The following is a 21,190-nucleotide window of genomic DNA, read 5'->3' as shown; positions in this document are numbered from 1 at the left end:
GGCGAGGGCACCGGGCAGCCGCGCCTCCACCGTCAACGCCGGGATCGCCGCGGTCGTGTCCGGGTACGGCGGCCTCTGGGACACGACCGCACGGCCGGGCCACACCGGCGCCAAGCCACCGTGACCGACAGCGTCGATCCGGGCCCGTGCCTTGACTAGGGAGCCGTGACCGACAGTGTCGATCCCGCCCTCGCCTTGGTGACCTTGAGCTGCGCCGGAATCCTGGTGCGCAGCTCCCCCACATGGCTGACGATGCCGACCGCCCTCCCGCCGTCGCGCAACCCGTCGAGGATGTCGAGCACCCCGTCGAGCGTGTCCTCGTCGAGCGTGCCGAACCCCTCGTCCACGAACAGCATCCCGATCTCCGCGCCGCCCGCCTCCGCGCTCACCACGTCGGCCAGTCCCAGCGCCAGCGCCAGCGAGGTGATGAAGCTCTCCCCTCCCGACAGCGTCGCCGGGTCGCGGTCGACACCCGTCCACGCGTCGAGCACCCGCAACCCGAGCCCGCCGCCCGCCCGTCCACGCGCGCCCGCCGTCTTGCGCAGGTCGTGCTGGAGCTGGTAGCGGCCGTCCGACATATGGTCGAGGCGCTCGTTGGCGGCGTCGACGACCTGCCTGAGCCGCTCGCCCAGCACGTACGACGACAGGCTCATACTCCACTGGTTGTCGCCCGAGGTGCCGTTGGCCAGCGCCGCCAGCCGTTCGGCCAGCCGATGCCGGTCGGCCGCTGGCTGCCAGCGGTCGAGGCAGGCGACCAGCTCCTCGTGCAGCTCGGCCAACCTGCGCACGCGCCGCTCCGCCCGGTCACGCGCCGAGGCCAGCGCGGTGTGCGCCCGTTCGGCCTCCTCCCTCGCGGCCGCCATCGCCGCCAGGTCAGGCACCGGCTCCGCCGCGGCGGCCACCAGCTCGGGGTCGGCCAGCGCGCGCGTCACCGCCGCGTGCGCGGCGTCGAGCTCGCGGAGCCGTTCGGCCTTCCGCTCCCTCTCTTCAGAGGTGCGTACGGCAGGCAGCACGTCCTCCACGTCCGCGAACCCCGCGGCCACGGCCGCCTGCTTCGCCGCCTCAACGGCCTTGCGGTGCTCGGCCGCGGCGGCCTCGGCGGCCTGCGTGGCCTCGTGGGCCTCGCGCAGGAGCTGCGCCTCCTCCCGCAGCCGTTCGAGCCTGGCGGTGAGCGTCGGGTCGGCGCCCCTGGCGGCGTCGATGCGGGACGCCAGCCGTACGGTCTCGGCTTCGAGCTCCTCGCACCTGGTACGGCAGGCGGCCAGCCGCAGGCCGAGCTCGCGGAAGGCGTCGGCGGTGCCGGCGTGTTCGGCGGCCAGCTCGGCCGCCCTGGAGGCCAGCCTGGGATGCGCGGAGGCGGCCGACCTCAGCCTGGCCACCTCCCGGTCGGCCGCGTCGAGCTCGGCGGCGGCCCACGCTCTGGTGACCCGGGCCGCCCAGGTCCGCGGATCCGCCTGGCGGGCCGGGACCTCGGGCTGCCGCTCAACCGCCCCGTCACCACCATCGGGCCTCGACCAGTCAGGCGAGGACAGGGCTGCTCCGGCGGCGAGAGAAGAGGGAGGATCCCCCATGACGCCACCGCCCGTGATGCCACCGGAGTGCCCCAAATGCCCCGTGCAGGAATGCTCGGCGCCCGAGTGCCCGGCGCCGTAATGCCCCGTGCAGGAATGCTCGGCGCCGTAATGCCCAGAGCCAGCATGCCCAGCGTCGGAGTGCTCGACGCCGGAGTGCCCAGCGCTGTAGTGCTCTGCGCCGGAGTGCTCGGTGCCGGAGTGCTCGGTGCCGGAGTGCCCTGCGCCGTGGTGTCCGGTGCCGGAGCCGTTGCATCCGCTGTCATCCGCCCTGGAATCGACCGAAGCCGCGGCGGGGACCGAGACCGGGGCAAGGAGCCGGGCGAGGGTGTCGAGCGCGTCGTCGAGCCGGGCGGTGATCTCCTCCACCCGTTCGGCGGTCCTGGTCAGCTCGGCCAGCAGGCGGATCTCGTCGCCGAGGCGCCGCCTGCGCGCTCCCAGACCGGCGTCGGCGCCCCGCGCTGCTTCCAGGCGAGCGTGGATGCGCTCCCGCTCCCCCGTCAGCGCCGACACCTCCGCCCGCGCCTCCGTCAGCCGCCGCTCCGTCTCGTGGAGCTGGTCACGAGCCTGGTCCAGCTCCGCCTCCAGCGCCAGCACGGCGCGCTCGCACGCGGACTCCTCCCCGGCCAGCGCCGCCAGCACCGCCATCTCGCCCTCAGCGGCGGCCAGTTCCGCCTCCGCCTCCTCGGGGGCGGGGGCCTCGGCCAGTTCGTCCAGCCGCGAGATGAGCGAGGACAGCAGCCCGTCGGACGCCTGCCGCTCGGCGAGCGCGGCGTCATAGGCGGCCTGCGCCTCGATCTCGTCATCTGCGGCATAGGCGATCCCGGCTGGGGCGGCGGGCGCGGGGTGCTCGGCCGAACCGCACACCGCGCACGGCTGCCCGTCGGCCAGCTCGGCCGCCAGTTCGGCCGCCATCCCGTCGATGCGGGCCTGCCGTACCTCCTGCAACCGGTCGCGGAGGTCCTGTGCGAGCTCGACCGCCATGCCGTGGGCGGCGCGTGCGGCATCCAGGTCGCCTTCCAGCTCCTGCCGCCGCCCGGCCGCCGCGAGCCGGGACGCCGCCGTATCCCGGGCGGCCGCCGCCGACGGCAGTCGGCCGGCGGCGGCACGCGCCTCGGCCAGCCGCGCCGCCATGTCGTGAAGCGCGGCGGGAAGCTCGTCCACGGCGGCCCGGCCCGCGGCTTCACGTTCGGCGAGCGTGCCGAGCTCTCCGGTCAGTACGGCGAGCCGTTCGTCGAGATCGGCGAGCCTGGCCTCGTCGGCGCGCAACCCTTCGAGAGCGGCGACCTGGTCGCGCATCGCGCGTTCGGCCGGCCGCCCCCACGCCGTGACGCTCCGCCACGGCGCTTCCTGCCGGGAAAGACCCGTCGCTGCCGCGGCCACGCTGGTGTCGCCGGAGTCGGCCAGGTGGTCCGCCAGGTTCGCGAGCGCATCGCCGAGCGCGAGATCCCGCCGGCGGATGTCGTGCTCGGCGCCGGCCGGATCCGTCAGCCAGGCCACCAACTCGTCGATGACCGGCCGGGTCGCCGCCTCGCCACCGGCCCCACCGGTCCTACCGGGGCCGATCCGGCCCGCCTCCGGGTCAGCCAGAGGCAGATCGCCCGGGCCGGCTTCGGCTGGGCCCGTCAAGTGGGTCAGCAGGTCGGTGAGCGCATACGCGAGGGCCGGGTCGCGGAGGCGGGCGGCCAGGGCCGTCCGGGCGGCGGCGACGTCGGCCAGAAGGTAGTCGCGGCGTTCGATCGCCTCGAGACGTGTGGCGGCGCCGGACCTGGCGGCCTCTGCGCCGGGGATCATCGCCGCGTCGAGCCTGGCCTTGGCCGCGGCGTCATCGGCCGCCTTCACCAGGCTCGGGAGTTCTTCCAGACGGGCGGCGGCTGCGCGCTCCTTGGTGGACAGCGCCACGATCTCCTGCTCGCCGGCGCGCAGCTCGTGCCGGAGCTGGACGAGCCTGCTCTCGTCGGCGAGCAGTTCCGAGACCCTGGTGATCTCGCCCAGCCGTTCCCGCTCGAGCTCCGCCAGCACGCCCGGAGCAACCGCGAATCCGGGCGAGCCGGCTCCAGGCCGACCAGGGAATCCCACGTCCCCGAGCGCGTAGGCGTCCGGTCGGCCTGGGGAACGGCCGGGCCTGTGCGCGTCGGCTCCAGGTTCGTCCAGGTGTGGGCCGCCGGGTCGCCCACCATCGTCGAACGCTTCCCGGCCTGTCCCATGAAGCGCGCCGGAAGAGGTGAGCGGATCAACGGCTGGGCGGCTGCCCGGGGGTGGGGTCGTGGGGGCGAGGTGCGCCCGGGTGTCGAGGAAGGGGGTGGCGCGGGCTATCGCGTCGGTGGCGAGGTGCCGAGCCTTGCTCGCGGCGGCGGCGCGCTGGCGGGCGGCGTTGATCAGCGGCAGCACGCGGTCGGCGCGTGCCGCCTCGTCGAGGACCGTGAGCAGGTCGGAGCGCTCCTCCGCGCGTTCGTCGAGCGTCCGGCGCTGGGCCAGCGCCTCGGCGTGACGGCGCTGCCGGTCGGCCAGCGCGCTCGCCCGCTCGAACCTCTCGCGGTGCTCCCGCAGGGCCGCCTCCCCTGCCTCGCACGCCTGGGTGGCACGGTTCACCACCGCCGCGGCCGCCGCGCGCAACAGGCCGGACCACGCCAGCGGGTCGCTCTCCGCCGTCGGCGGGTCGTCGGCGCCGCTACGGGGAGCGGGCACGGCGCCCGGCGACACGGCGCGCACCGCGGCACCGCGGGCGGCTCGGGGAGCGGGAACATGCGAGCCAGGGTCGAGCCCTTCGGCACCGGGACCCACGCCGCCAGGAACGGAACCCCTGCCGTCAACGACCCGCCCCATGGCGCCAGGCGCGGAGCCGGAACCGTCACCACCGGCGCCGACGACCCCAGGAGCGGAGACCGAACCGTCGCCGCCCGCGCCCGTGCCAGGAGCGGAGACCAGGCCGTCGCCGTCCGCAGCGCAGGCAAGGCCGTCGGGTCGGGACGAGGCGGCCTCGAGGACGTCGCCCGCCGCCTCCTCCAGTCGCTTGACCGCGTATTCGACCTCCTGCCGCCCCTCCTGCGACTCCCGCCAGGTCTGCTTGCGCCGTTCGGCCAGCCACGTCTCCGCCGCGGTGAACACCTTCACCGTGAACAGCCGCTCCAGCAGCCGCCGCCGTTCCTCCCCGTCGGCCCGCAGGAAGCGCGCGAAGTCGCCCTGCGGCAGCATCGCGACCTGGCAGAACTGGTCGGCGTTCATCCCGAGCAGCCCGCCCACCAGGTCGCCCGCCTCGTCGGCGCGGGTGGTCAGCCCCTGCCAGCCCTCCTCGCGGACGTGCTCGGAGACGATGACCTTCGCCTTCTCCTCGGTGACGCCGGTGCCGCGCAGCTTGGGTCGCGTCCAGGCGGGCGAGCGCTGGATGCGCAGCAGCCGCCCCCGCAGCGTCACCTCGAGCGTCACCGAAGGCCCCACCGACGGCGGCGCGTGGTCACAGCGCAGGCTGCGCGCGCTGTTGCGCTGCCCCGGCACCACGCCGTAGAGGGCGAAGCAGAGCGCGTCGAGCAGCGTGGTCTTGCCCGCGCCCGTGGGCCCGTGGACGAGGAACAGCCCCGCCTCCGACAGGGTGTCGAAGTCGACCGTCTCGGTGCCGGGGAAGGACCCGAAAGCGGTGAGGGTCAGCCGGTGCGGCCGCATCTAGACCATGACCTCCTTGATCCTCGACGCCTCGACGGCCTCGCGCAGCAGCCGCTCCTCCAGGGGGTCGGCGGGCTCGCCTCTGACCTCGCGCACGAAGTCGAGTGCCACCTCGACCTCCGGGCGCCCGGCCAGCCGTACGGGGCGGCGGGCGGGGGCGGCGCCCTGCGGGTCGAAGGCTAGGGCGAGCGTGTGCGGGAAGCGGGCGCGCAGCCGGTCCATCGCCGACTTGGGGCGCACCGCGTCGGTCAGGGTGACGTGGAGCCAGTGGCCCTCGCGCGCGGCGAGCGCGGGGTCGGCCAGCAGGTCGTCGAGCGTGCCGCGCAGCCTGCCGACGGGGCGGGGCACGGGCGCGGGCACGAAGTCGGCGCCGGGTGAGCCGACCGTCACCAGCCACGAGCCCTTCACGTGGTCGGTCTCGGAGAAGGAGTAGGCCAGCGGCGAGCCGGAGTAGCGGACGTGGTCGGCCATCCGCTGGCGGCCGTGCAGGTGGCCGAGCGCGACGTAGTCGACCCCGTCGAAGGCGGCGAGCGGCACGTGGGCGACGCCGCCGACGCTGATGTCGCGCTCGCTGTCGCTGGCCGTGCCGCCGGCCACGAAGGCGTGGGCGAGCACCACGGAGTGGCGGTGCCGTACGGCGTCGGCCCTGATCAGCCCCATCGCGTGGGACAGGGCCGCGGTGTGGCTGCGCTCGGCCAGCTGCCACGGGCCGCGCACCAGCTCGGGCTCCAGGTAGGGGATGCCGTAGAGGGCGACGTCGCCGACGACCACGGGCTGCCACGCGCGCGCGGGGTCGGTACGCAGGTGGACGCCCGCCGCGTCGATGAGATCGGCGCCGAAGCCGAGACGGCGGGCCGAGTCGTGGTTGCCGCTGATCATGACGACTCGGGCGCCCGCCGCGACGAGCCGGCGCAGCGCCTCGTTGCAGAGCGCCACGGCGTCGACGGGCGGCAGCGCCCGGTCGTAGACGTCGCCGGAGACCGCGACGACGTCGACCTTCTCCGCGCGCACGGTCTCGACCAGGTGGTCGACGAACGCCGCCTGCGCCTCGATGAGGCTCTCGCGGTGGAAGGACCTGCCGAGGTGCCAGTCGGAGGTGTGCAGGAGGCGCATGTCGCAGGAAGCTAACAGTTCCCACCGACAAAAGCAGTCTCAACGACATCCAGAGCATCACTCCACCCCCCGGGAGTAGGCTGAAAGATCAGCGGGCAGACCAACTCACATGGAGAGGCCGATGCGCAACGGCCGAGGCACATTGAGCGTGGCGGTCGGCTTGGTGCTGATGGCCCTCGCCACGGTCGGCTACGCGCTACCCCCTGCCTTCGACCCCCCGCCCCTGGCCGCCGACCCGGTCTTCCAGTCGCTGCCGCCGCAGCCGGCGGCCGAGCGGCGGCCCGTGGCGGCCACCGGCACGTTCCGCACCGAGCGCTTCTCCATCCCCGCCGAGGGCCAGTGGCTGCACGGCACGATCAGGGCGCCGCTGGCGCCGGGCAGGCATCCGGCCATGGTGTTCGTGTCGGGTTCGGGCAACGGGTCGAGGGAGGAGTTCACGCCCCAGGCCGAGTTCCTCGCCAGGGCGGGCGTGGTGACGCTCGCCTACGACAAGCGCGAGGTCGGCTACAACTTCCGCAGCAGGGACTTCGGCCTGCTCGCCGACGACGTGCTGCGCATGGTGGCGCACCTGCGCGCCAGGCCCGACGTCGATCCGCTGCGCACCGGCGTGTGGGGCGTCAGCGAGGGCGGCTGGGTGGTGCCGATCGCCGCGGCCAAGAGCACCGACGTGGGCTTCGTCGTGCTGGTCTCCTCGCCGAACGTCTCGCCGCTGCGCCAGGTCGCGTGGGCGCTGAACGAGCAGTTGCTGCGCCTGCACGCCCCGATCGGCGCGCGCGACCTGCTGACCAGGGCGATGGGCGGGGTGGGCTTCGACTTCCTGCGCTACGACGCGACGCCGGCGCTGGAGCGGATCAGCCAACCGGTCCTGGCCCTGTACGGCACGGCCGACCCGTCCATCCCGTTCGTGGAGAGCACCGAGGCGCTGATCAAGGGCTTGACGAAGGCCGGCAACGCCAGGTACACGATCCGCTACCTGGCCAGGGCGGACCACGCGATGCGCATCAGCGGCGGCCCGTTCACCCCCGGCTACCTCGACACGCTCGGCAACTGGATCCTCGGCCTGCCCCGCACCGCCGAGCCCCCGCTGCACCTGGCGGGCGCCACCCCGGTGCAGCGTTTCGCGGCCAGCGACGTGCCCGCCGCGCCCTGGTACGCCGGCGGGGCGATGCTCGGGCTGACGATCTGCCTGGCGGCCGTCGGCTACGTCGCCGGTCCCGTCGCGGTGATGTTCGTACGGCTGCGCGGCCGCCACACCACGCTGGAGGAGACCAACGCCAGGCTGTGGCCGCCGATCCGGCGCCGGCTGCGCCGGATGGCCTGGACGGGCGTCGGTCTGCTGGCCGCGGTGCTGGCCTTCATCACGCTGCTGGTGATGTTCTCGATCAATCAGGCGGGCGCGTGGCCCGCCGTGCTCGCCGGTTGGCTGGTCGTGCGGGTGCTGGCCGTCCTCATGCTGCTGCAGGAGGTGACGGCCGTGGCGGCGGTGGTGTCGGGCCTGCGCGAGGGCATGCGGCCGAGCAGGTGGCAGCACGTGGCCATCGCGGGCGTGCTCGGCGGCACGGGCCTGCTGCTGGTGGCCGCCGCCTACTACGGCCTGTTCGCCTTCCCCTGGTGAGTGAGGCCTCTCCGGTGGCCGGCGCTCGCCTGGTGAGCGCGCTGTCCCCGGTGGCCGGGGCCTCCCGTCGCGCCGGGCCTGTTCCGGTGGTTCAGAGGTAGGCGCGCTGCCATCGCTCGATCTGGTCGAAGACCTGCTTGCGCACGGGCTCGGCCGACAGCACGAGGTCGTGGATGCCGTCCTGGACGCGTACGCAGGTGACGTGCGGGCCGAGCGAGGTGGACCAGCGGGCGATCTGCCGCGGGTCGAGCACCACGTCGGCCGAGCGCGCCTCGGGCACGAAGTCGCGCACGCGCAGGCCGGTCGAGGCGGCCATCACCAGCACGGGGACGTCGACGGCGAGCCCCCCGTGCAGGCGGCGCTGCGCCCTGCGGATCGCGGCGAGCCACGTGGCGTGCACGTCGAACCCGCCGAGGGGTTTGAGCTGCAGGTCGAAGTCCCATTCGCCGCCGTGGTCGCGGTGGATGCTCTTGCCGTAGGCGGTGCTGAGGCCGAGCGGCAGCGGCCGCGTGGTGTAGGACAGCGGCGTCTTCAGCAGGTCGGCGGCCAGCCGCAGCGGATAGGGCACGTTGAGGTCGAAGAACGGGCTGTTGAGCACCAGCGCGTCGAACAGGCCCCGGCCGCGCACCCTGTCGGCCCACAGCGCGGCGACCAGGCCGCCGGTGGAGTGGGCGTTGACGACGAGCTGGTCGTGGCCCTCGCGGATGATCCGCACCGCCTGGTCGATCTCGGGGAAGTAGTCGGTGACGCTCCTGATCAGCCCCCTGGTCTGGTGCGGGAGCAGCGACCTGCCGTACTTGCGCAGGTCGAGGGCGTAGAAGTCGAAGCCCTGGTCGAGGTAGAAGTCGGCCAGGTGGTCCTGGAAGAAGTAGTCGGTGAAGCCGTGGAGGTAGAGGACCGCGCGGCGCGAGCCGGCCGTCCTGGCCAGGAGGGTCGCCACGACCTCGCCCTCGAAGTCGGTGGGGAGCTTCAGGACCGTTGTCTCGTACACGCTAGTCACCCTAGGGATTTTCCGGCCAGAACGGCACATCCGCCTCGCTCGCCTTCACGGTGAAGCGGGCCGGGCGGCGCGCATCGGGTCGTCGGCATCGCAACGGTCAAAAGCTTCGATCATTTCCCTACGCATGGTCCTCGTGAACTCGTTCCGGCGTTCGGGGCGATTCAATATCAGGGTGGCGAATCCGCCTGCCAGGGCATGGACCGAATGATATTCGGTCTGCAGGGTTTGCTGGATGTTCACCCCCGCATAGGTAGATATTTCGTACAAGTCCGTAGGCTCCCGTCGGCCTAGGACGGAGCGCACGGGGAAGCGGGTAACGCGTGGGGCACAGGACGAAACCTGCCGGTTCGGGCGCTGTCGTGGGCTGGACGCTGCTCTCAGCGATCGCCCCGGGGGCCGCCCACCTGCGGGCGGGCCGGCGCAGGACCGGGCTGGCCCTGCTGATCGGCTACGCCGTGCTGCTGCTCGGCCTGCTGTGGCTGGTGCTGACGGCCGACGGCGACCTGGTGGGCGCGCTGACCTCCGACTCGCTGCTGACCGTGGTCATCATCGCCGTCGTGGCGCTGGGCCTGGGCTGGTTCGCCCTGATCCTGCACTCCTACCTGGTGCTGGCTCCCGGCAGGCTGCCCCAGACGGGGCAGATCCTCAGCGGCACGCTCGCGGGACTGCTGGCCGTCGGGATGGTCCTGCCGTTCGGGCTCGCGGCGCAGTACGTGTGGGTCTACCAGCAGACGCTCAACAGCGTCTTCGACACCCCCACCGAGCCGCAGGCGGCCGAGCAGGCGCCGAAGGACCCGTGGGCGGACCGGACACGGGTCAACGTCCTGCTGCTCGGCGGCGACGCCGACGACAACAGGATCGGCGTGCGGACCGACAGCATGCACGTGGCCAGCATCGACGTGAAGTCGGGCAACACCGTGCTGTTCAGCCTGCCGCGCAACCTGGAGGACGTCCGCTTCCCTCCCGGCACCCCGATGGCCGAACGCTTCCCCCAGGGGTTCAGCCTGCCGCCCGACGCGAACGGCGGGCGCAGTGACCTGCTCAACAGCGTCTGGGAGTACGCCGACGCGCACCCGGAGATCTTCGGCGGCAAGAAGCGGCAGGGCCCGCACGTGCTGAAGGAGACCATCGGCTACACCCTCGGCCTCAAGATCGACTGGTATGCGCTGGTCAACATGTGGGGCTTCGCCCGGCTGATCGACGCGATCGGCGGCATCGAGCTCACCGTCGAGCAGGACGTCGTCTTCGGCAAGTACAACGAGGGCCTGGTCAAGGCGGGAACGCGCCGGCTCAAGGGCGCCGACGCCATGTGGTACGCCCGCTCGCGCACCTTCAGCGACGACTTCACCCGGATGCGCAGGCAGCGCTGCGTGATGGGCGCCCTGCTCACCCAGGCCGACCCGGCCACGGTGCTGCTGAGGTTCAACGGCATCGCCGCGGCGACGAAGCAGCTGGTGCGGACCGACATCCCCCGTCCGGTGCTGGAGCACCTGGTGCCGCTCGCGCTGAAGGTGAAGAGCGCCAGGGTGACCAGCGTGCAGTTCGTCCCGCCGCTGATCAACACCGGCTACCCCGACTGGGTGAAGATCCGCGCGGTGACCGCCAAGGCGCTGCGCGACTCGGTCAGGCCCCGGCCCAGCGCCGCCACGGCCGACCAGTCCGCCACCCCCACAGCCACGCCATCGGGGACGCCGTCGGGCACACCCGCGGCCAGGCCGTCCGGCACGCCCACGCCGAAGCCCCGCGACGTCGCCGCCCCCAAGGGCATCACGGACGGCTGCGCGGCGCCCTAGTGATGAGAGACGTGGACGTTTCTCATGAGTGGCGGCCGAGCGTCCGCAGCAGCAGGTCCCGCAGCTGGACGCGCTCGGCCTCGGTCAGCGTGGCCAGCGGCTCGGCGGCGAACCCGAGGGTGCCGCTGAGCTCGTCGACCACGCGCCTGCCCTCCTCGGTCAGCGCGACGTTCTTCACCCGGCGATCGGCCGGGCTCGCCACCCGTCCGGCCAGCCCGCGCCGCTCCAGCCGGTCGACGATGCCCGTCACGTTGGACGGGTCGCACCGGAACAGCTCCGCCATGCGGCGCATGGGCAGCGGCTCGCGTGACAGCAGGACCAGCGCCTTGGCCTGGAGCGCGGTCAGCTGCCGGTCGGCGGCCGCCTGCTCGTAGGCCTCGTTGTACCTGGCCGCCACCTCGGCCATCAGGGCCACGACCTCCCGTGTCACGCTCATGCCGTTGAGTATAGTTGATGCATCTCAACTATTTAGGGGGATCAACCATGCCTCGTCAGTTCGTCCTGGCCTCGCGGCCGTCCGGCTGGCCGACCACCGGCAACTTCGCGCTCGAAGAGGCTCCCGCCCAGGCGCTGGAGGAGGGCCAGATCAGGGTCCGCAACCAGTTCATGTCCGTGGACCCCTACATGCGGGGGCGGATGAACGACGTCGAGTCGTACGTCCCGCCGTTCGAGCTCGGCCGGCCGCTCGACGGCGGCGCGGTCGGCGAGGTCGTCGAGTCGCGCGCGCCCGGCTTCGCCCCCGGCGACCTGGTCCTGCACGGGCTCGGCTGGCGCGAGGAGGCCGTGCTCGACGGCGCCCGCGCCAGGAAGGTGGCACCCGTCGAGGGGCTGCCGAACTCGGCGTTCCTGTCCGTGCTCGGCATGACGGCGCTGACCGCCTACGTGGGGCTGCTCGACGTGGCCTCCTTCAAGGAGGGCGAGGCGGTGTTCGTCTCGGGCGCGGCGGGGGCGGTCGGCGGCATCGCCGGGCAGATCGCCAAGCTCAAGGGCGCCTCCCGGGTGATCGGCAGCGCCGGATCGGCCGAGAAGGTCGCCTACCTGCGCGACATCGGGTTCGACGCGGCGTTCGACTACCGGCAGGCACCGGTGGCCGAGCAGCTCAGGGCGGCCGCGCCGGACGGGATCGACGTGTACTTCGACAACGTGGGCGCGGACCACCTGGAGGCCGCCATCGGGTCGCTGCGGACCTTCGGCAGGGTGGCCATGTGCGGGGCGATCGCGGCCTACAACACCACCGAGCCGCCCGCCGCCCCGCGCAACCTGGCCCTGGCGATCGGCAAGCGGCTGACGCTGCGCGGATTCATCGTGAGCGACCACATGAACCGGATGTCCGACATGGTGACGGAGATCGGCGGGTGGCTGCGCGAGGGCAGGATCTCCTACCAGGAGACGGTCGTCGACGGCCTCGAGAACGCGCCCGAGGCGTTCCTGGGGATGCTGCGCGGCGAGAACACCGGCAAGATGATCGTCCGCGTGTAGCCGTCAGGCGCGGAAGGAGTCCTTCGCCAGCCGCCGCACGCGTTCCTCGTCGATCGAGTGCCCGAGGCCCGGCTGGGTCAGCGGCACCGCCACCACCCCGCCCGACGCCCCGACCGCCGGTGTCACGATCTGCGCGTTGCGCGGCGGCTGGGTCACGTCGCACGGCAGCGTGCATCCCGGCAGGCTGGCCACCGCGACCGCCGCGGCCCGCGCCAGCCCCGCACCCTGGCCTCCGGCGCACTGGATGTCCCACCCGGCGGCCGCGGCGCGGTCGTGCGCCCTGCGGGCGTCGCTCAGCGACGGCAGCGCCGCCGGCCTCAGCAGCAGCACCTTCGCCGCGCGCAGCGTCAGGTAGTCGTCGAGCTCGGCGGTCGAGCGCGGCTCGACCGCGACCGAGGCGCGCACCCTGTCCTGCAGGTCGGCGTGGGCGTAGGGGTCGTCGAGGGGGAACGGCCGCTCGATCACCTCCAGGCCGTACTCGTCGAGCGCGGCCAGCTGCTCGGAGGAGGTGTACGCGCCGCCGCAGTCGACGGCGAGGCTCAGGGCGGGATAGGTCTGCCGTACGGCACGCACGGGCTCGATGTCCCACCCGGGTCGCACGTCCAGCGTCACGTGCGCGTAGCCGCCGCAGATCTGCTGGTTGACCCGGGCGACGAGGCTCTCGGTGGACGGGTCGAGCCCCAGCCTGACCGTCGCCATGAGTGAGGTGCCGCCCCCGCCGAGCGCGTGGGACAGGGGCACGCCGCGCATCTTGGTCCACAGGTCCCACAGCGCCATGTCGACCGCGCTGCCCCCGCCCGGCACCTGGTCGGGGTGCTCCCAGTCGACGCCGATGAGCTGTGCGGCCAGCCCCTCCTCCAGGGCGCCCCACAGCTTCGGCTCGGGCGAGACGATCTCGCCCCATCCGCTCATCCCCCCGTGGTCGGTGAGCCGGACGAGCAGGGTCTCCGGTCGCCTGCCGTACGGCAGGACCAACCGGAAGACCTCCAGCTCGCGCACTCGCGGCATGTTTCCCCCTAAGAACGGACTCCTTCCATGGTGCCCGGAGGAACCGGCTGCGCCAAACGGGGCGCGATCACGGCGGCCAGGACGGCGAGCGCGAAGGCGAAGGCGAACCCGACGACGTAGTGCTCGCCGCTGGCGGTGAACAGGGCGCCGGTGACCGCGACGGCCACGACGGTGAAGACGGACTCGCCGACGCCGACGGCCGCGGTGTTCTGGCCCTCCTCGCCCGGCTTGGACCTCTCCAGCACCAGCACCGAGACCGTCGGGTGCAGGGCGCCGATGCCCAGGCCGGAGATCGCCATGGCGACGTAGGCGAGCGCGATGGGCACGGCATCGACCAGGACGAGCGCGATCAGCGCGATGCCGAGGGCGATCATCAGGGCGCCGCCGCGCAGGGCGGCCAGGTTGCCGACGGTGCCGCGGCCCTTGACCCACGATCCGGTGGACCAGCCGAGCGCGCCGACGGTCAGGACGACGCCGGCGCCGATCGGCGACATGCCGCGCTCGTTGATGAGCATGAGCGGGATCAGCACCTGGGCGGCGGTCAGCGAGCCGAAGGCCAGGCCGCGCAGCACGGGCGCGGTCGGCAGGCCGGGGGCGGACCTGAGGGAGCCGGGCAGCAGCAGCCTGGGCAGCGCCACGGCCAGCAGGACCACACCGGCGACCAGCAGCGGGACGCCGCCGAGGGCCAGCGCGCTGCCGTACTGGATCAGGGCGGCGGCCACGGCCGTCAGGGTCGCCCAGACGAGCTTGCCGCCCAGGCCGGGGGCGGGCTCGGCGGTGCCGGTGTCGAGCCGGAGGCCCGCCGTACCGCGCCAGAGCACCAGGGCGGACGGGACCACGATCAGGGCCACGCCGAGGAAGACCCAGCGCCAGTCGACGTTCTCCACGACCAGGCCCGCGATCGCGGGGCCGACCATCGAGGGGATGACCCACGCGGCCGAGAACAACGCGAACACCTTGGGATGCATCGCCTGCGGGTATGCCCTGGCGACCAGGACGTAGAGGGAAACCTGGATCAGGCCGGCGCCGAGGCCCTGGATGAAGCGGCCCCCGACGAACACCTCCATGGTGGGTGCGAACCCGGCGATCAGCAGCCCGCCGACAAAGGTGACCACGCCGACGGCGATGGGCGGCAACGGCCCTTTCACGTCGCTCCACCGGCCGCCGAGGACGGTCGCGATCACGCTGGCGGCCAGGGTGGCGCTGAAGGCGAGGTTGTACAGGTGCATGCCGTCGAGCTCGCGGGCGACGACGGGCATGGCGGTGGCCACCGCCATCGCCTCGAACGCCACGAGCATGACGAGCGCGACCAGGCCGAAGCTGAGGGACCGGTACGCGCTGGACACCACACTGACGGGAGGAGCGGGGTCAAGGGTCGCTTTCATGCCGGAAACGTATGGGTGGGGCGGGGTCCGGCACATCGGGCAGGGGTCCTAGGCATTTGGTCTGACGACCGGCGGCACCGGCCCGGCCGATCCGCGTCCCGCCTCGGGCCACCCGGGGCCGATCGTGGCCGGTCGTGGCGGGTCGGGGGTCGCGGCCGATCGTGGCAGGTCAGCGCCTTTGCCGTCAGTCGATCAGTGCCTGCTCGGGGTCTCCGATCGCGCGCAGGACGGTGGCGGGGACGACCAGGTCGGCGCGACCCCGGGTGGTGGCGACGAGGTCGGCGTTGCGCTGGTCGGTGCCCAGCACCCAGGCCACGGCGGCGTCGTGGGCCTTGCCGAACCGCTCGTGGCGGGCCACCAGGCGGCGCACCCGCTCGTCCGCGTCGAGGTCGCAGAACCAGACCTCGTGCAGCCGGGGCCGCACGCGCGCCCAGTCACCCTGGTCGACCAGCAGGTAGTTGCCCTCGGTGACGACCAGCCTGGCCGAGCGCGCGACCGGGATGCTGCCGGCGATCGGCTGCTCCAGGTCGCGTTCGAACGCGGGCGCGTAGACCACGTCGTCCTCGTCGTCCCTCAGCCGGGCGAGCAGCGCCGCGTAGCCGGCGGCGTCGAAGGTGTCGGGCGCTCCCTTGCGGTCGCGCCGTCCGAGCCGGTCGAGCTCGACGTCGGCCAGGTGAAATCCGTCCATCGGCACGTAGGCCACCCACTCCTGCGGCGGCAGACCGGCCGGAGGGGCCTGCCGCAGCAGCGCGACCAGGTTCTCGGCGAGCGTGGTCTTGCCCGACCCCGGGCTTCCCGCGATGCCGAGCAGCGCGCGGTGCCCGTCCCTGACGAGGGAGCGGGCCCGCTCCGCCAGATCGTCGAGAGCCGTCATCGCGAGCGGCTCGTGTGGAGCTGGTCGGTGATGAAGGCGTGGGCGTGACGCGCCAGGTCCTCGCCATCCGACCAGAGATCGCGCCAGATGGCCAGGTCGTTGGACAGTCCGCGCATCACGACCGCCGAGGAGAAGGATTCGAAGGTGATCGGCCCACCGTAGCCGATGTCGGCAAGCGCGTGGAAGAACGAGGTGAAGTCCAGGTGCCCCGAGCCGAGGTAGCCCCGGTGGTTCTCGCCGACGTGGACGTAGCCGAGCCGGTCGCCCACCTCGTGCACGGGCCGGACGAAGTCGTCCTCCTCGATGTTCATGTGGTAGGTGTCGAGGTGGATGAGCACGTTGTCCTCGCCGATGTCGTCGGCGAGCACGAGCGCGTCGTGCGCGGTGTTGATGACGTTGGTCTCGTAGCGGTTGCAGATCTCCAGGCCGAGCGTCATGTGCCGGCGGCCGGCCTCCCTGGCCAGGCCGCGCAGCACCCCCACCACGTTGCGGCGTCCCGCGGCGGTGAGCGGGTGACCGTACTTGCCGAGGGCGCTGTAGAGGGCGCCGGTGAAGTGGGTGCCGCCGAGGGCGGCGGTCGCGGCGAGCGAGTCGTGCAGCAGCTTGTCGCCCCGCTCCACCACGGCCGGGTCCTCGCTGGAGACGTCGGCGTCGAAGGCCAGGCCGCGCGAGCAGGCCACGCCCAGCCCGGCGGCGCGCAGGGCCTCCCGCGTGGCGCCGACGTCGAGGTTGGCCGAGTCGTGCAGGGAGATCTCCAGCAGGTCGAACCCGGCGGCCTTGGTCTTCTCGACCGCGGCCGCCATGGACGCCGGGGTTGTGTCGCCTGCCCACACCAGGGCGTGCACGCCGATCGGGTTGGTCTTGGTGGTCATGGTTCCTCGTGTCGGTTGTCGGGGGTCGTGGCTCGTTGCCCGGCTGCCCTCGGGGGCCGCGGGGTCACCTGGCCGCGGCACCGGTGATCAGGGCGACGATCTCCTCGCCGGTGGTCTCGGCCGTACGGCGCCCGCCGACGCAGCGGCCGGCGCGCATGACCCACACCTGCTGGCTGAGGCGCATCACCTGGGCGAAGTTGTGGCTGATGAGCAGGACGGCGTGCCCCTCGTCGCGCAGCCTGACGATGAGCTCCTCCACACGGGCGGTCTCCTGGACGCCGAGCGCCGCGGTGGGCTCGTCCATGATGACGAGCTTGGAGCTGAAGCCCGCCGCGCGGCAGATGGCCACGGCCTGGCGCTGCCCGCCGGACAGCCGCCTGACGCGTGAGCGGACCGCGGGCACGTTGACCGCGAGCGTGGAGACCATCTCCCTGGCACGGGACTGCATGGCCCGCCGGTCCAGGAGGGCCACGGGGCCCACCCGGTGGACGATCTCACGGTTGAGGAAGAGGTTCTGCCAGACCGTGAGGTCCTCGACGAGCGCCAGGTTCTGGTGGACGGTCTCGATGCCGGCTTCACGGGCGTCCTCGGGCGAGTGGAAGTCGATCTCGGCGCCGTCGAAGACGATGCGCCCGCTGTGCGGCCGGTGGATCCCCGAGATGCAGCGCACCAGCGTGGACTTGCCCGCGCCGTTGTCGCCGACGAGGGCGGTGATCTCACCCGCGCTCAGCGTCAGCGAGACCTCCACCAGGGCGCGGACGTTGCCGAAGGACAGCGAGACGTTCTCGCAGCGGAGCAGGGTGTCGCCGGTCATGGGGCCGGGCTCGGGCTGGACGGTCATCGCTGGAACCTCGTCAGGAGTGCGGCCAGCACCACGACGATGCCGACGGCCAGTGGCTGGTAGAACTGCGAGACGCCGAGCAGGGTGAGGCCGTTGACCAGCGCCACCAGCAGCAGGGCGCCGATGAACGGGCCGATGATGGTGCCCCGCCCGCCGAAGAGGCTCACGCCGCCGAGCACGACCGCGGCCACGGAGTTCAGCAGGAAGGAGGTGTTGGCGGCCGGCTCCGCGGCACCGATCCGGGCCACCAGCAGGATCGCGCCGAGCCCGGCGAGGACGCCGCTGACCGTGTAGACGGCGATCTTGATGCGGGCGGTGCTGATCCCCATGGCCGTGGCCGACTCCGGCGCGCCGCCCGTGGCCAGCAGGTGGGTGCCGAACCTGGTGTGGAAGAGCGTCACGTGCGCCGCGAGGGCGACCGCGACCGCGATGAGGAACGGCCAGCCGAAGATGCCGATGCCGCCGGTCGACAGGCGCAGCAGTGCCGGATCGATGATGGTCACGGGCTTGCCGTCGGACAGGATGAGCGCGAGCCCCGAGGCCGCCGACAGCGTTCCCAGCGTCACGATGAAGTCCGTGATCCTGCCCTTGGCGATGATCACCCCGTTGATGACGCCGACCAGGGCGGCGGCGACGATCCCCAGCACGCACGCCGGCACGAGTCCCCACCCGGCGGCGTAGGCCTGGCCGAAGGAGACCGCGCCCAGCGTCATGGTGGAGGCGATCGACAGGTCGATGCCCGCCGTGGCGACGACGAAGGTCTGGCCCACCGCCAGGACGATCAGGATCGCCGCGGCCACCAGCATGGAGGCGATGTTTCCCAGGCTCAGGAACGTCGGGTTGAGCACCTGGAAGACGACCACCAGGACGACCAGCCCGACGAGGGCGGCCCACTCGGCCCAGAATCCCAGGTCCTTGAGCCGGGCGGACCAGGCTTCGCGGTCGGGCGCCGCGAGGGTTGCGTTTGCCATGTCTGTTCTCTCCGTGTCGCCGCGCTCCTGACGGTTCGCCGCGACGGTGGTGCGGCTACTGGGTGAGGGCCTTGAACGGGTCGTCGTAGGCCTGGAACGGCTTGGGCGCGGTGGCCAGCGCCTGGTCGGCGTTGTCCTTGACGATCATCTCGATCGGCGCCTTCACGGTGGGCGGCAGCGTCTTGCCCGCCGTGGCGGCCTGGCACGCCTCGACGCCCATCACGCCGATCGCGTACGGGTACTGCGAGACGGTGCCGTTCAGCGTTCCGGCCTTGACCGCCTCGACGGCCTCCTTGTTGCCGTCGACGCTGATGACCTTGACCTTGCCCGTCCTGCCCTCGTTGGCGACGGCGCGCGCGACACCGAGGCCCATGTCGTCGTTGGCGGCGAAGAAGCCGGCCAGATCCGGGTGCGCCCGCATGATGTCGGTCGCCGCGGTGAGCGCCGCCTGGCGCTCCCAGTTGGCCGCCACGGTCTGGACGACCTTGAGGTTGGGGCCGAGCCCCTGCTGGAAGCCCTCCACCCGAGCGCCGCTGGTGACGTCGCCCGCGATGCCGCCGATGACGGCGACGTTCCCGCCCGAGGGAAGCAGCTTGGTCATCTGCTGCCCCGCCATCTTGCCGGCCTCGACGTTGTCGGTGCCGATGTAGGTGGCGAGCTTGACGTTGGCGCTCTTGGCCGCGGTCGGGTCGACGGGGCTGTCGATGTTGACGATGGGCTTGTTCATCGCCGAGATCTGGGCGAGGCCCTGGATGAGGTTGGTGCCGGTGATCGGGTTGACCACGTAGCAGGAGAAGTCCTGCCCGGCGAGGCCGTTCAGCTTGTCGGCCTGGCCGGTGGTGTCGGTGATGGAGTTGGCCGCCTGGACGGTGACCGTCACGCCGCCCGCGCCGGCCTGGTCGTCGATGCCCTGTTTCATGGCCTGGAAGAACGGGTTGTCGAGACCCTTGATCACCGCGGCGTACTTCTCCTGGGCGGCCTTGTCCTGGGCGATCGATCCGCCGCCCGCGCCCGCCGCCTCCACCTTCGTCCCCGAGCCGGACGGCTGGCCGGAAGCGCACGCTCCCAGCATGAGCGCCTCCAGGGCCACGACCGCGCCTATCGCCACGGCTCGCCGGTTTCTGCTGTTGACGTGCATCGGATGCCCCTTTCAGCGTCGATGGCACGACCGTAAGCCGCCTTCTGAAATCGGACAACCCATCTTTTGACTTTAGAAATCGAAAGTTTCTTGACTTACGTCTAGTTCCAGCCATGGCTACAGTGGTCCAGTGGACATAACCACCGTCGCCGTCCCGCGTTGGGGAGTCAGCGCGGGCGAGATCCTCAGCCTGTTCCGCGGCGCGTCCGACGGCCTCACCAAGACGGACGTGATGCGCAGGACCGGCCTCTCGCGCACCACCGTCAACCAGCGCCTCGACGGGCTGCTCGCCGCCGGGCTGCTGGTCCCCGCGCCCGAGGACGCGCGCACCCGCGGCCGGCCCGCGGGCCAGTTCGTCGTCAACCACGACCGCGGGGTGCTGCTCGTGGCCGACATCGGCGCCACCGGGCTGCGCACCGCGCTGTGCGACCTGGGCGGGCGGGTCCGGGCCGAACGCGAGGCCCGCGCCGACGTGACGGCGGGCCCGCAGACCATCCTCGGCATCGTCGACGAGCTGTTCACCGAGATCCTCGAGGAAGGACGGCACCAGCCGAGCTCGGTGCTCGGCATCGGCATCGACGTGCCCGGCCCCGTCGACTTCGCCACCGGGCGCGTGGTCAGCCCGCCGATCATGACCGGGTGGGACCGCTTCGACATCCCCGGATGGTTCGCCACCCGCTACGCCTGCCCCGTCCTGGTCGACAAGGACGTCAACGCCATGGCCTTCGGCGAGCAGCGCCTGCGCCACCCGGACGTCCCCCACCTGCTCATGGTCAAGGTGGGCACCGGAGTCGGCACCGGCCTCGTCGCGGGCGGCCAGGTGCACCGCGGCGCCGACGGCGCGGCCGGCGACGTCGGCCACACCCAGGTCACCGTCGACGACACCACCGAGCCCCCGCTCTGCCGGTGCGGGAACGCCGGCTGCGTGGAGGCCTACGCCGGAGGATGGGCCCTGGTACGCGACCTCCAGGCGGCCGGGCGCGAGGTGGACACCGTCGACGACGCCGTCCGCCTCATCCGCGGCGGCGACCTCGTCGCGGTACGGCTCGCCCGGCGCGCGGCCCGCATCCTCGGCGGCGCCATCGCCGACACCGTCAACCTGTTCAACCCGCGCGTCATCGCGATCGGCGGCCAGCTCGCCCACACCGACGAACTGCTCTTCGCCGGGATCCGCGAGATCGTCTACCGGCGCTCGCTGCCGCTGGCCACCCGCAACCTGCAGATCGTCCGCAGCGAGCTGGACCCGCACGCGGGGATCCTCGGGCTGGCGCAACTGCTGGTGGACGGCATCTACGCGCCGCAGCGCGTGCAGGAACTGGTCGACGGGGCGGCGCCGTAGCCGCACCGACACGCACGGCACCGCCCAGACACCCACACCGACACACACCGCCGGGACACCCACACGGGCACGCGCGGCACCGCCGGACACGCACGTAAGCATGCGCCGCCGATACCCGCCGGGACACCCACGCCGGCACGCGCCACACCGCCCAGACACCCACGCCGGCACACGCGGCACCGCTGGACACGCACGCCCGCCCCGCCGCCGATCCGCGCACCCCGCCGAGACACCACACCGGTGTACACCGCACCGCCGGGACGCCTGACCCGCCGAGACGTCGGCAGCACCACACGGCTGGGACACCCGTGCCGGTAGGCGCCGCATCGCCGCGACATCCACGCCGGCACGCACCGCCGGGACACCGCACCGCCGGGACACGCACGTCCCGCATGCGCCGCACCGCCGCCGATCCGACGCGACACCCACACCGGTACGCGCCGCACCGCCGGGACACGCACGTCCCGCATGCGCGGCACCGCCGCCGAGGCCGGCCGAACCCTCCGGAGGAGAGCGCCCGGCCCCACCTGG

16 protein-coding genes are annotated in these 21,190 nt (G+C 72.8%); 4 read left to right on the top strand and 12 right to left on the bottom strand.

The genetic code is table 11. The features are described 5' to 3' along the window. Positions 1-155: 155 nt before the first annotated feature. Together ACWDLG_RS32155 and ACWDLG_RS32150 are read right to left on the bottom strand one after the other, a co-directional pair. Positions 156-5,231, bottom strand: coding sequence for an AAA family ATPase (locus tag ACWDLG_RS32155; RefSeq protein ID WP_449927272.1), 5,076 nt, complete (start codon positions 5,229-5,231; stop codon positions 156-158). Then, positions 5,232-6,344, bottom strand: coding sequence for an exonuclease SbcCD subunit D (locus ACWDLG_RS32150; RefSeq protein ID WP_449927268.1), 1,113 nt, complete (start codon positions 6,342-6,344; stop codon positions 5,232-5,234). It lies immediately after the preceding gene. A 121-nt stretch (positions 6,345-6,465) separates the two neighbouring features. Here ACWDLG_RS32150 and ACWDLG_RS32145 point away from each other — a divergent pair, with 121 nt between their 5' ends. Then, positions 6,466-7,959 carry an alpha/beta hydrolase family protein gene (locus tag ACWDLG_RS32145; protein ID WP_449927265.1) on the top strand — a complete coding sequence of 498 codons (1,494 nt, stop codon included), beginning with the start codon at positions 6,466-6,468 and terminating at the stop codon, positions 7,957-7,959. Positions 7,960-8,050: 91 nt separating this feature from the next. Here the strand turns inward: ACWDLG_RS32145 and ACWDLG_RS32140 are convergent, their stop codons facing one another. Both ACWDLG_RS32140 and ACWDLG_RS32135 read right to left on the bottom strand, forming a co-directional pair. Further along, positions 8,051-8,950: an alpha/beta hydrolase gene (locus ACWDLG_RS32140; RefSeq protein WP_354907376.1), complete on the bottom strand. Its 900-nt coding sequence runs from the start codon at positions 8,948-8,950 to the stop codon at positions 8,051-8,053. Between the two features lie 54 nt (positions 8,951-9,004). Continuing rightward, on the bottom strand, positions 9,005-9,199 hold the full coding sequence (locus ACWDLG_RS32135; RefSeq protein WP_449927262.1) for a hypothetical protein: 195 nt from the start codon (positions 9,197-9,199) through the stop codon (positions 9,005-9,007). Between the two features lie 119 nt (positions 9,200-9,318). Here ACWDLG_RS32135 and ACWDLG_RS32130 point away from each other — a divergent pair, with 119 nt between their 5' ends. Beyond that, entirely contained in the window at positions 9,319-10,752 is a 1,434-nt protein-coding gene (locus tag ACWDLG_RS32130; protein WP_449927260.1) for an LCP family protein, read from the top strand. Positions 10,753-10,774: 22 nt separating this feature from the next. Here ACWDLG_RS32130 and ACWDLG_RS32125 read toward each other — a convergent pair whose 3' ends face one another. Continuing rightward, complete coding sequence (locus ACWDLG_RS32125; RefSeq protein WP_449927257.1) at positions 10,775-11,188, bottom strand: MarR family winged helix-turn-helix transcriptional regulator; 414 nt, start codon at positions 11,186-11,188, stop codon at positions 10,775-10,777. Between the two features lie 47 nt (positions 11,189-11,235). Here ACWDLG_RS32125 and ACWDLG_RS32120 point away from each other — a divergent pair, with 47 nt between their 5' ends. Continuing rightward, positions 11,236-12,231: an NADP-dependent oxidoreductase gene (locus ACWDLG_RS32120; protein ID WP_449927254.1), complete on the top strand. Its 996-nt coding sequence runs from the start codon at positions 11,236-11,238 to the stop codon at positions 12,229-12,231. Positions 12,232-12,234: 3 nt separating this feature from the next. On the opposite strand, the gene ACWDLG_RS32115 is transcribed toward ACWDLG_RS32120, so the two are convergent. The 7 genes from ACWDLG_RS32115 to ACWDLG_RS32085 form a co-directional block, all read right to left on the bottom strand. Further along, on the bottom strand, positions 12,235-13,239 hold the full coding sequence (locus tag ACWDLG_RS32115) for an enolase C-terminal domain-like protein (RefSeq protein ID WP_449927251.1): 1,005 nt from the start codon (positions 13,237-13,239) through the stop codon (positions 12,235-12,237). Positions 13,240-13,247: 8 nt separating this feature from the next. After that, positions 13,248-14,624 carry an MFS transporter gene (locus ACWDLG_RS32110; protein ID WP_449927248.1) on the bottom strand — a complete coding sequence of 459 codons (1,377 nt, stop codon included), beginning with the start codon at positions 14,622-14,624 and terminating at the stop codon, positions 13,248-13,250. A gap of 184 nt (positions 14,625-14,808) precedes the next feature. Beyond that, a complete protein-coding gene (locus ACWDLG_RS32105) occupies positions 14,809-15,498 on the bottom strand; it encodes a nucleoside/nucleotide kinase family protein (protein ID WP_449927246.1) in 690 nt (229 codons plus the stop codon). Then, entirely contained in the window at positions 15,495-16,370 is an 876-nt protein-coding gene (locus tag ACWDLG_RS32100) for a sugar phosphate isomerase/epimerase family protein (protein WP_449927243.1), read from the bottom strand. Before ACWDLG_RS32100 ends, ACWDLG_RS32105 begins: the two co-directional genes overlap by 4 nt. Before the next feature lie 64 nt (positions 16,371-16,434). Continuing rightward, positions 16,435-17,211 (bottom strand): ATP-binding cassette domain-containing protein, encoded by a 777-nt coding sequence (locus ACWDLG_RS32095; protein WP_449927240.1) that lies wholly within the window; start codon positions 17,209-17,211, stop codon positions 16,435-16,437. Further along, on the bottom strand, positions 17,208-18,182 hold the full coding sequence (locus ACWDLG_RS32090; RefSeq protein ID WP_449927237.1) for an ABC transporter permease: 975 nt from the start codon (positions 18,180-18,182) through the stop codon (positions 17,208-17,210). The genes ACWDLG_RS32095 and ACWDLG_RS32090 overlap by 4 nt, the downstream gene beginning before the upstream one ends. 55 nt (positions 18,183-18,237) lie before the next feature. Further along, the gene (locus ACWDLG_RS32085; protein ID WP_449927234.1) at positions 18,238-19,320 is read right to left on the bottom strand and encodes a sugar ABC transporter substrate-binding protein; all 1,083 of its coding nucleotides are present in this window, start codon (positions 19,318-19,320) and stop codon (positions 18,238-18,240) included. Between the two features lie 130 nt (positions 19,321-19,450). Here ACWDLG_RS32085 and ACWDLG_RS32080 point away from each other — a divergent pair, with 130 nt between their 5' ends. Continuing rightward, positions 19,451-20,659, top strand: coding sequence for an ROK family protein (locus ACWDLG_RS32080; protein ID WP_449927231.1), 1,209 nt, complete (start codon positions 19,451-19,453; stop codon positions 20,657-20,659). Positions 20,660-21,190: the final 531 nt, after the last annotated feature.

Source organism: Nonomuraea sp. NPDC003727 (genome assembly GCF_053586935.1).
Note: the sequence above shows the minus strand (reverse complement) of the source record. Positions and strands in the feature narration are given on the sequence as shown.

Excerpts from the sequence above, each read along its gene's own strand:
- ACWDLG_RS32090 (WP_449927237.1), bottom strand. The coding sequence starts at position 18,182 with ATGGCAAACGCAACCCTCGCGGCGCCCGACCGCGAAGCCTGGTCCGCC.
- ACWDLG_RS32100 (WP_449927243.1), bottom strand. The coding sequence starts at position 16,370 with ATGACCACCAAGACCAACCCGATCGGCGTGCACGCCCTGGTGTGGGCA.
- ACWDLG_RS32125 (WP_449927257.1), bottom strand. The coding sequence starts at position 11,188 with ATGAGCGTGACACGGGAGGTCGTGGCCCTGATGGCCGAGGTGGCGGCC.
- ACWDLG_RS32110 (WP_449927248.1), bottom strand. The coding sequence starts at position 14,624 with ATGAAAGCGACCCTTGACCCCGCTCCTCCCGTCAGTGTGGTGTCCAGC.
- ACWDLG_RS32145 (WP_449927265.1), top strand. The coding sequence starts at position 6,466 with ATGCGCAACGGCCGAGGCACATTGAGCGTGGCGGTCGGCTTGGTGCTG.
- ACWDLG_RS32115 (WP_449927251.1), bottom strand. The coding sequence starts at position 13,239 with ATGCCGCGAGTGCGCGAGCTGGAGGTCTTCCGGTTGGTCCTGCCGTAC.
- ACWDLG_RS32120 (WP_449927254.1), top strand. The coding sequence starts at position 11,236 with ATGCCTCGTCAGTTCGTCCTGGCCTCGCGGCCGTCCGGCTGGCCGACC.
- ACWDLG_RS32105 (WP_449927246.1), bottom strand. The coding sequence starts at position 15,498 with ATGACGGCTCTCGACGATCTGGCGGAGCGGGCCCGCTCCCTCGTCAGG.
- ACWDLG_RS32150 (WP_449927268.1), bottom strand. The coding sequence starts at position 6,344 with ATGCGCCTCCTGCACACCTCCGACTGGCACCTCGGCAGGTCCTTCCAC.
- ACWDLG_RS32095 (WP_449927240.1), bottom strand. The coding sequence starts at position 17,211 with ATGACCGTCCAGCCCGAGCCCGGCCCCATGACCGGCGACACCCTGCTC.
- ACWDLG_RS32085 (WP_449927234.1), bottom strand. The coding sequence starts at position 19,320 with ATGCACGTCAACAGCAGAAACCGGCGAGCCGTGGCGATAGGCGCGGTC.
- ACWDLG_RS32155 (WP_449927272.1), bottom strand. The coding sequence starts at position 5,231 with ATGCGGCCGCACCGGCTGACCCTCACCGCTTTCGGGTCCTTCCCCGGC.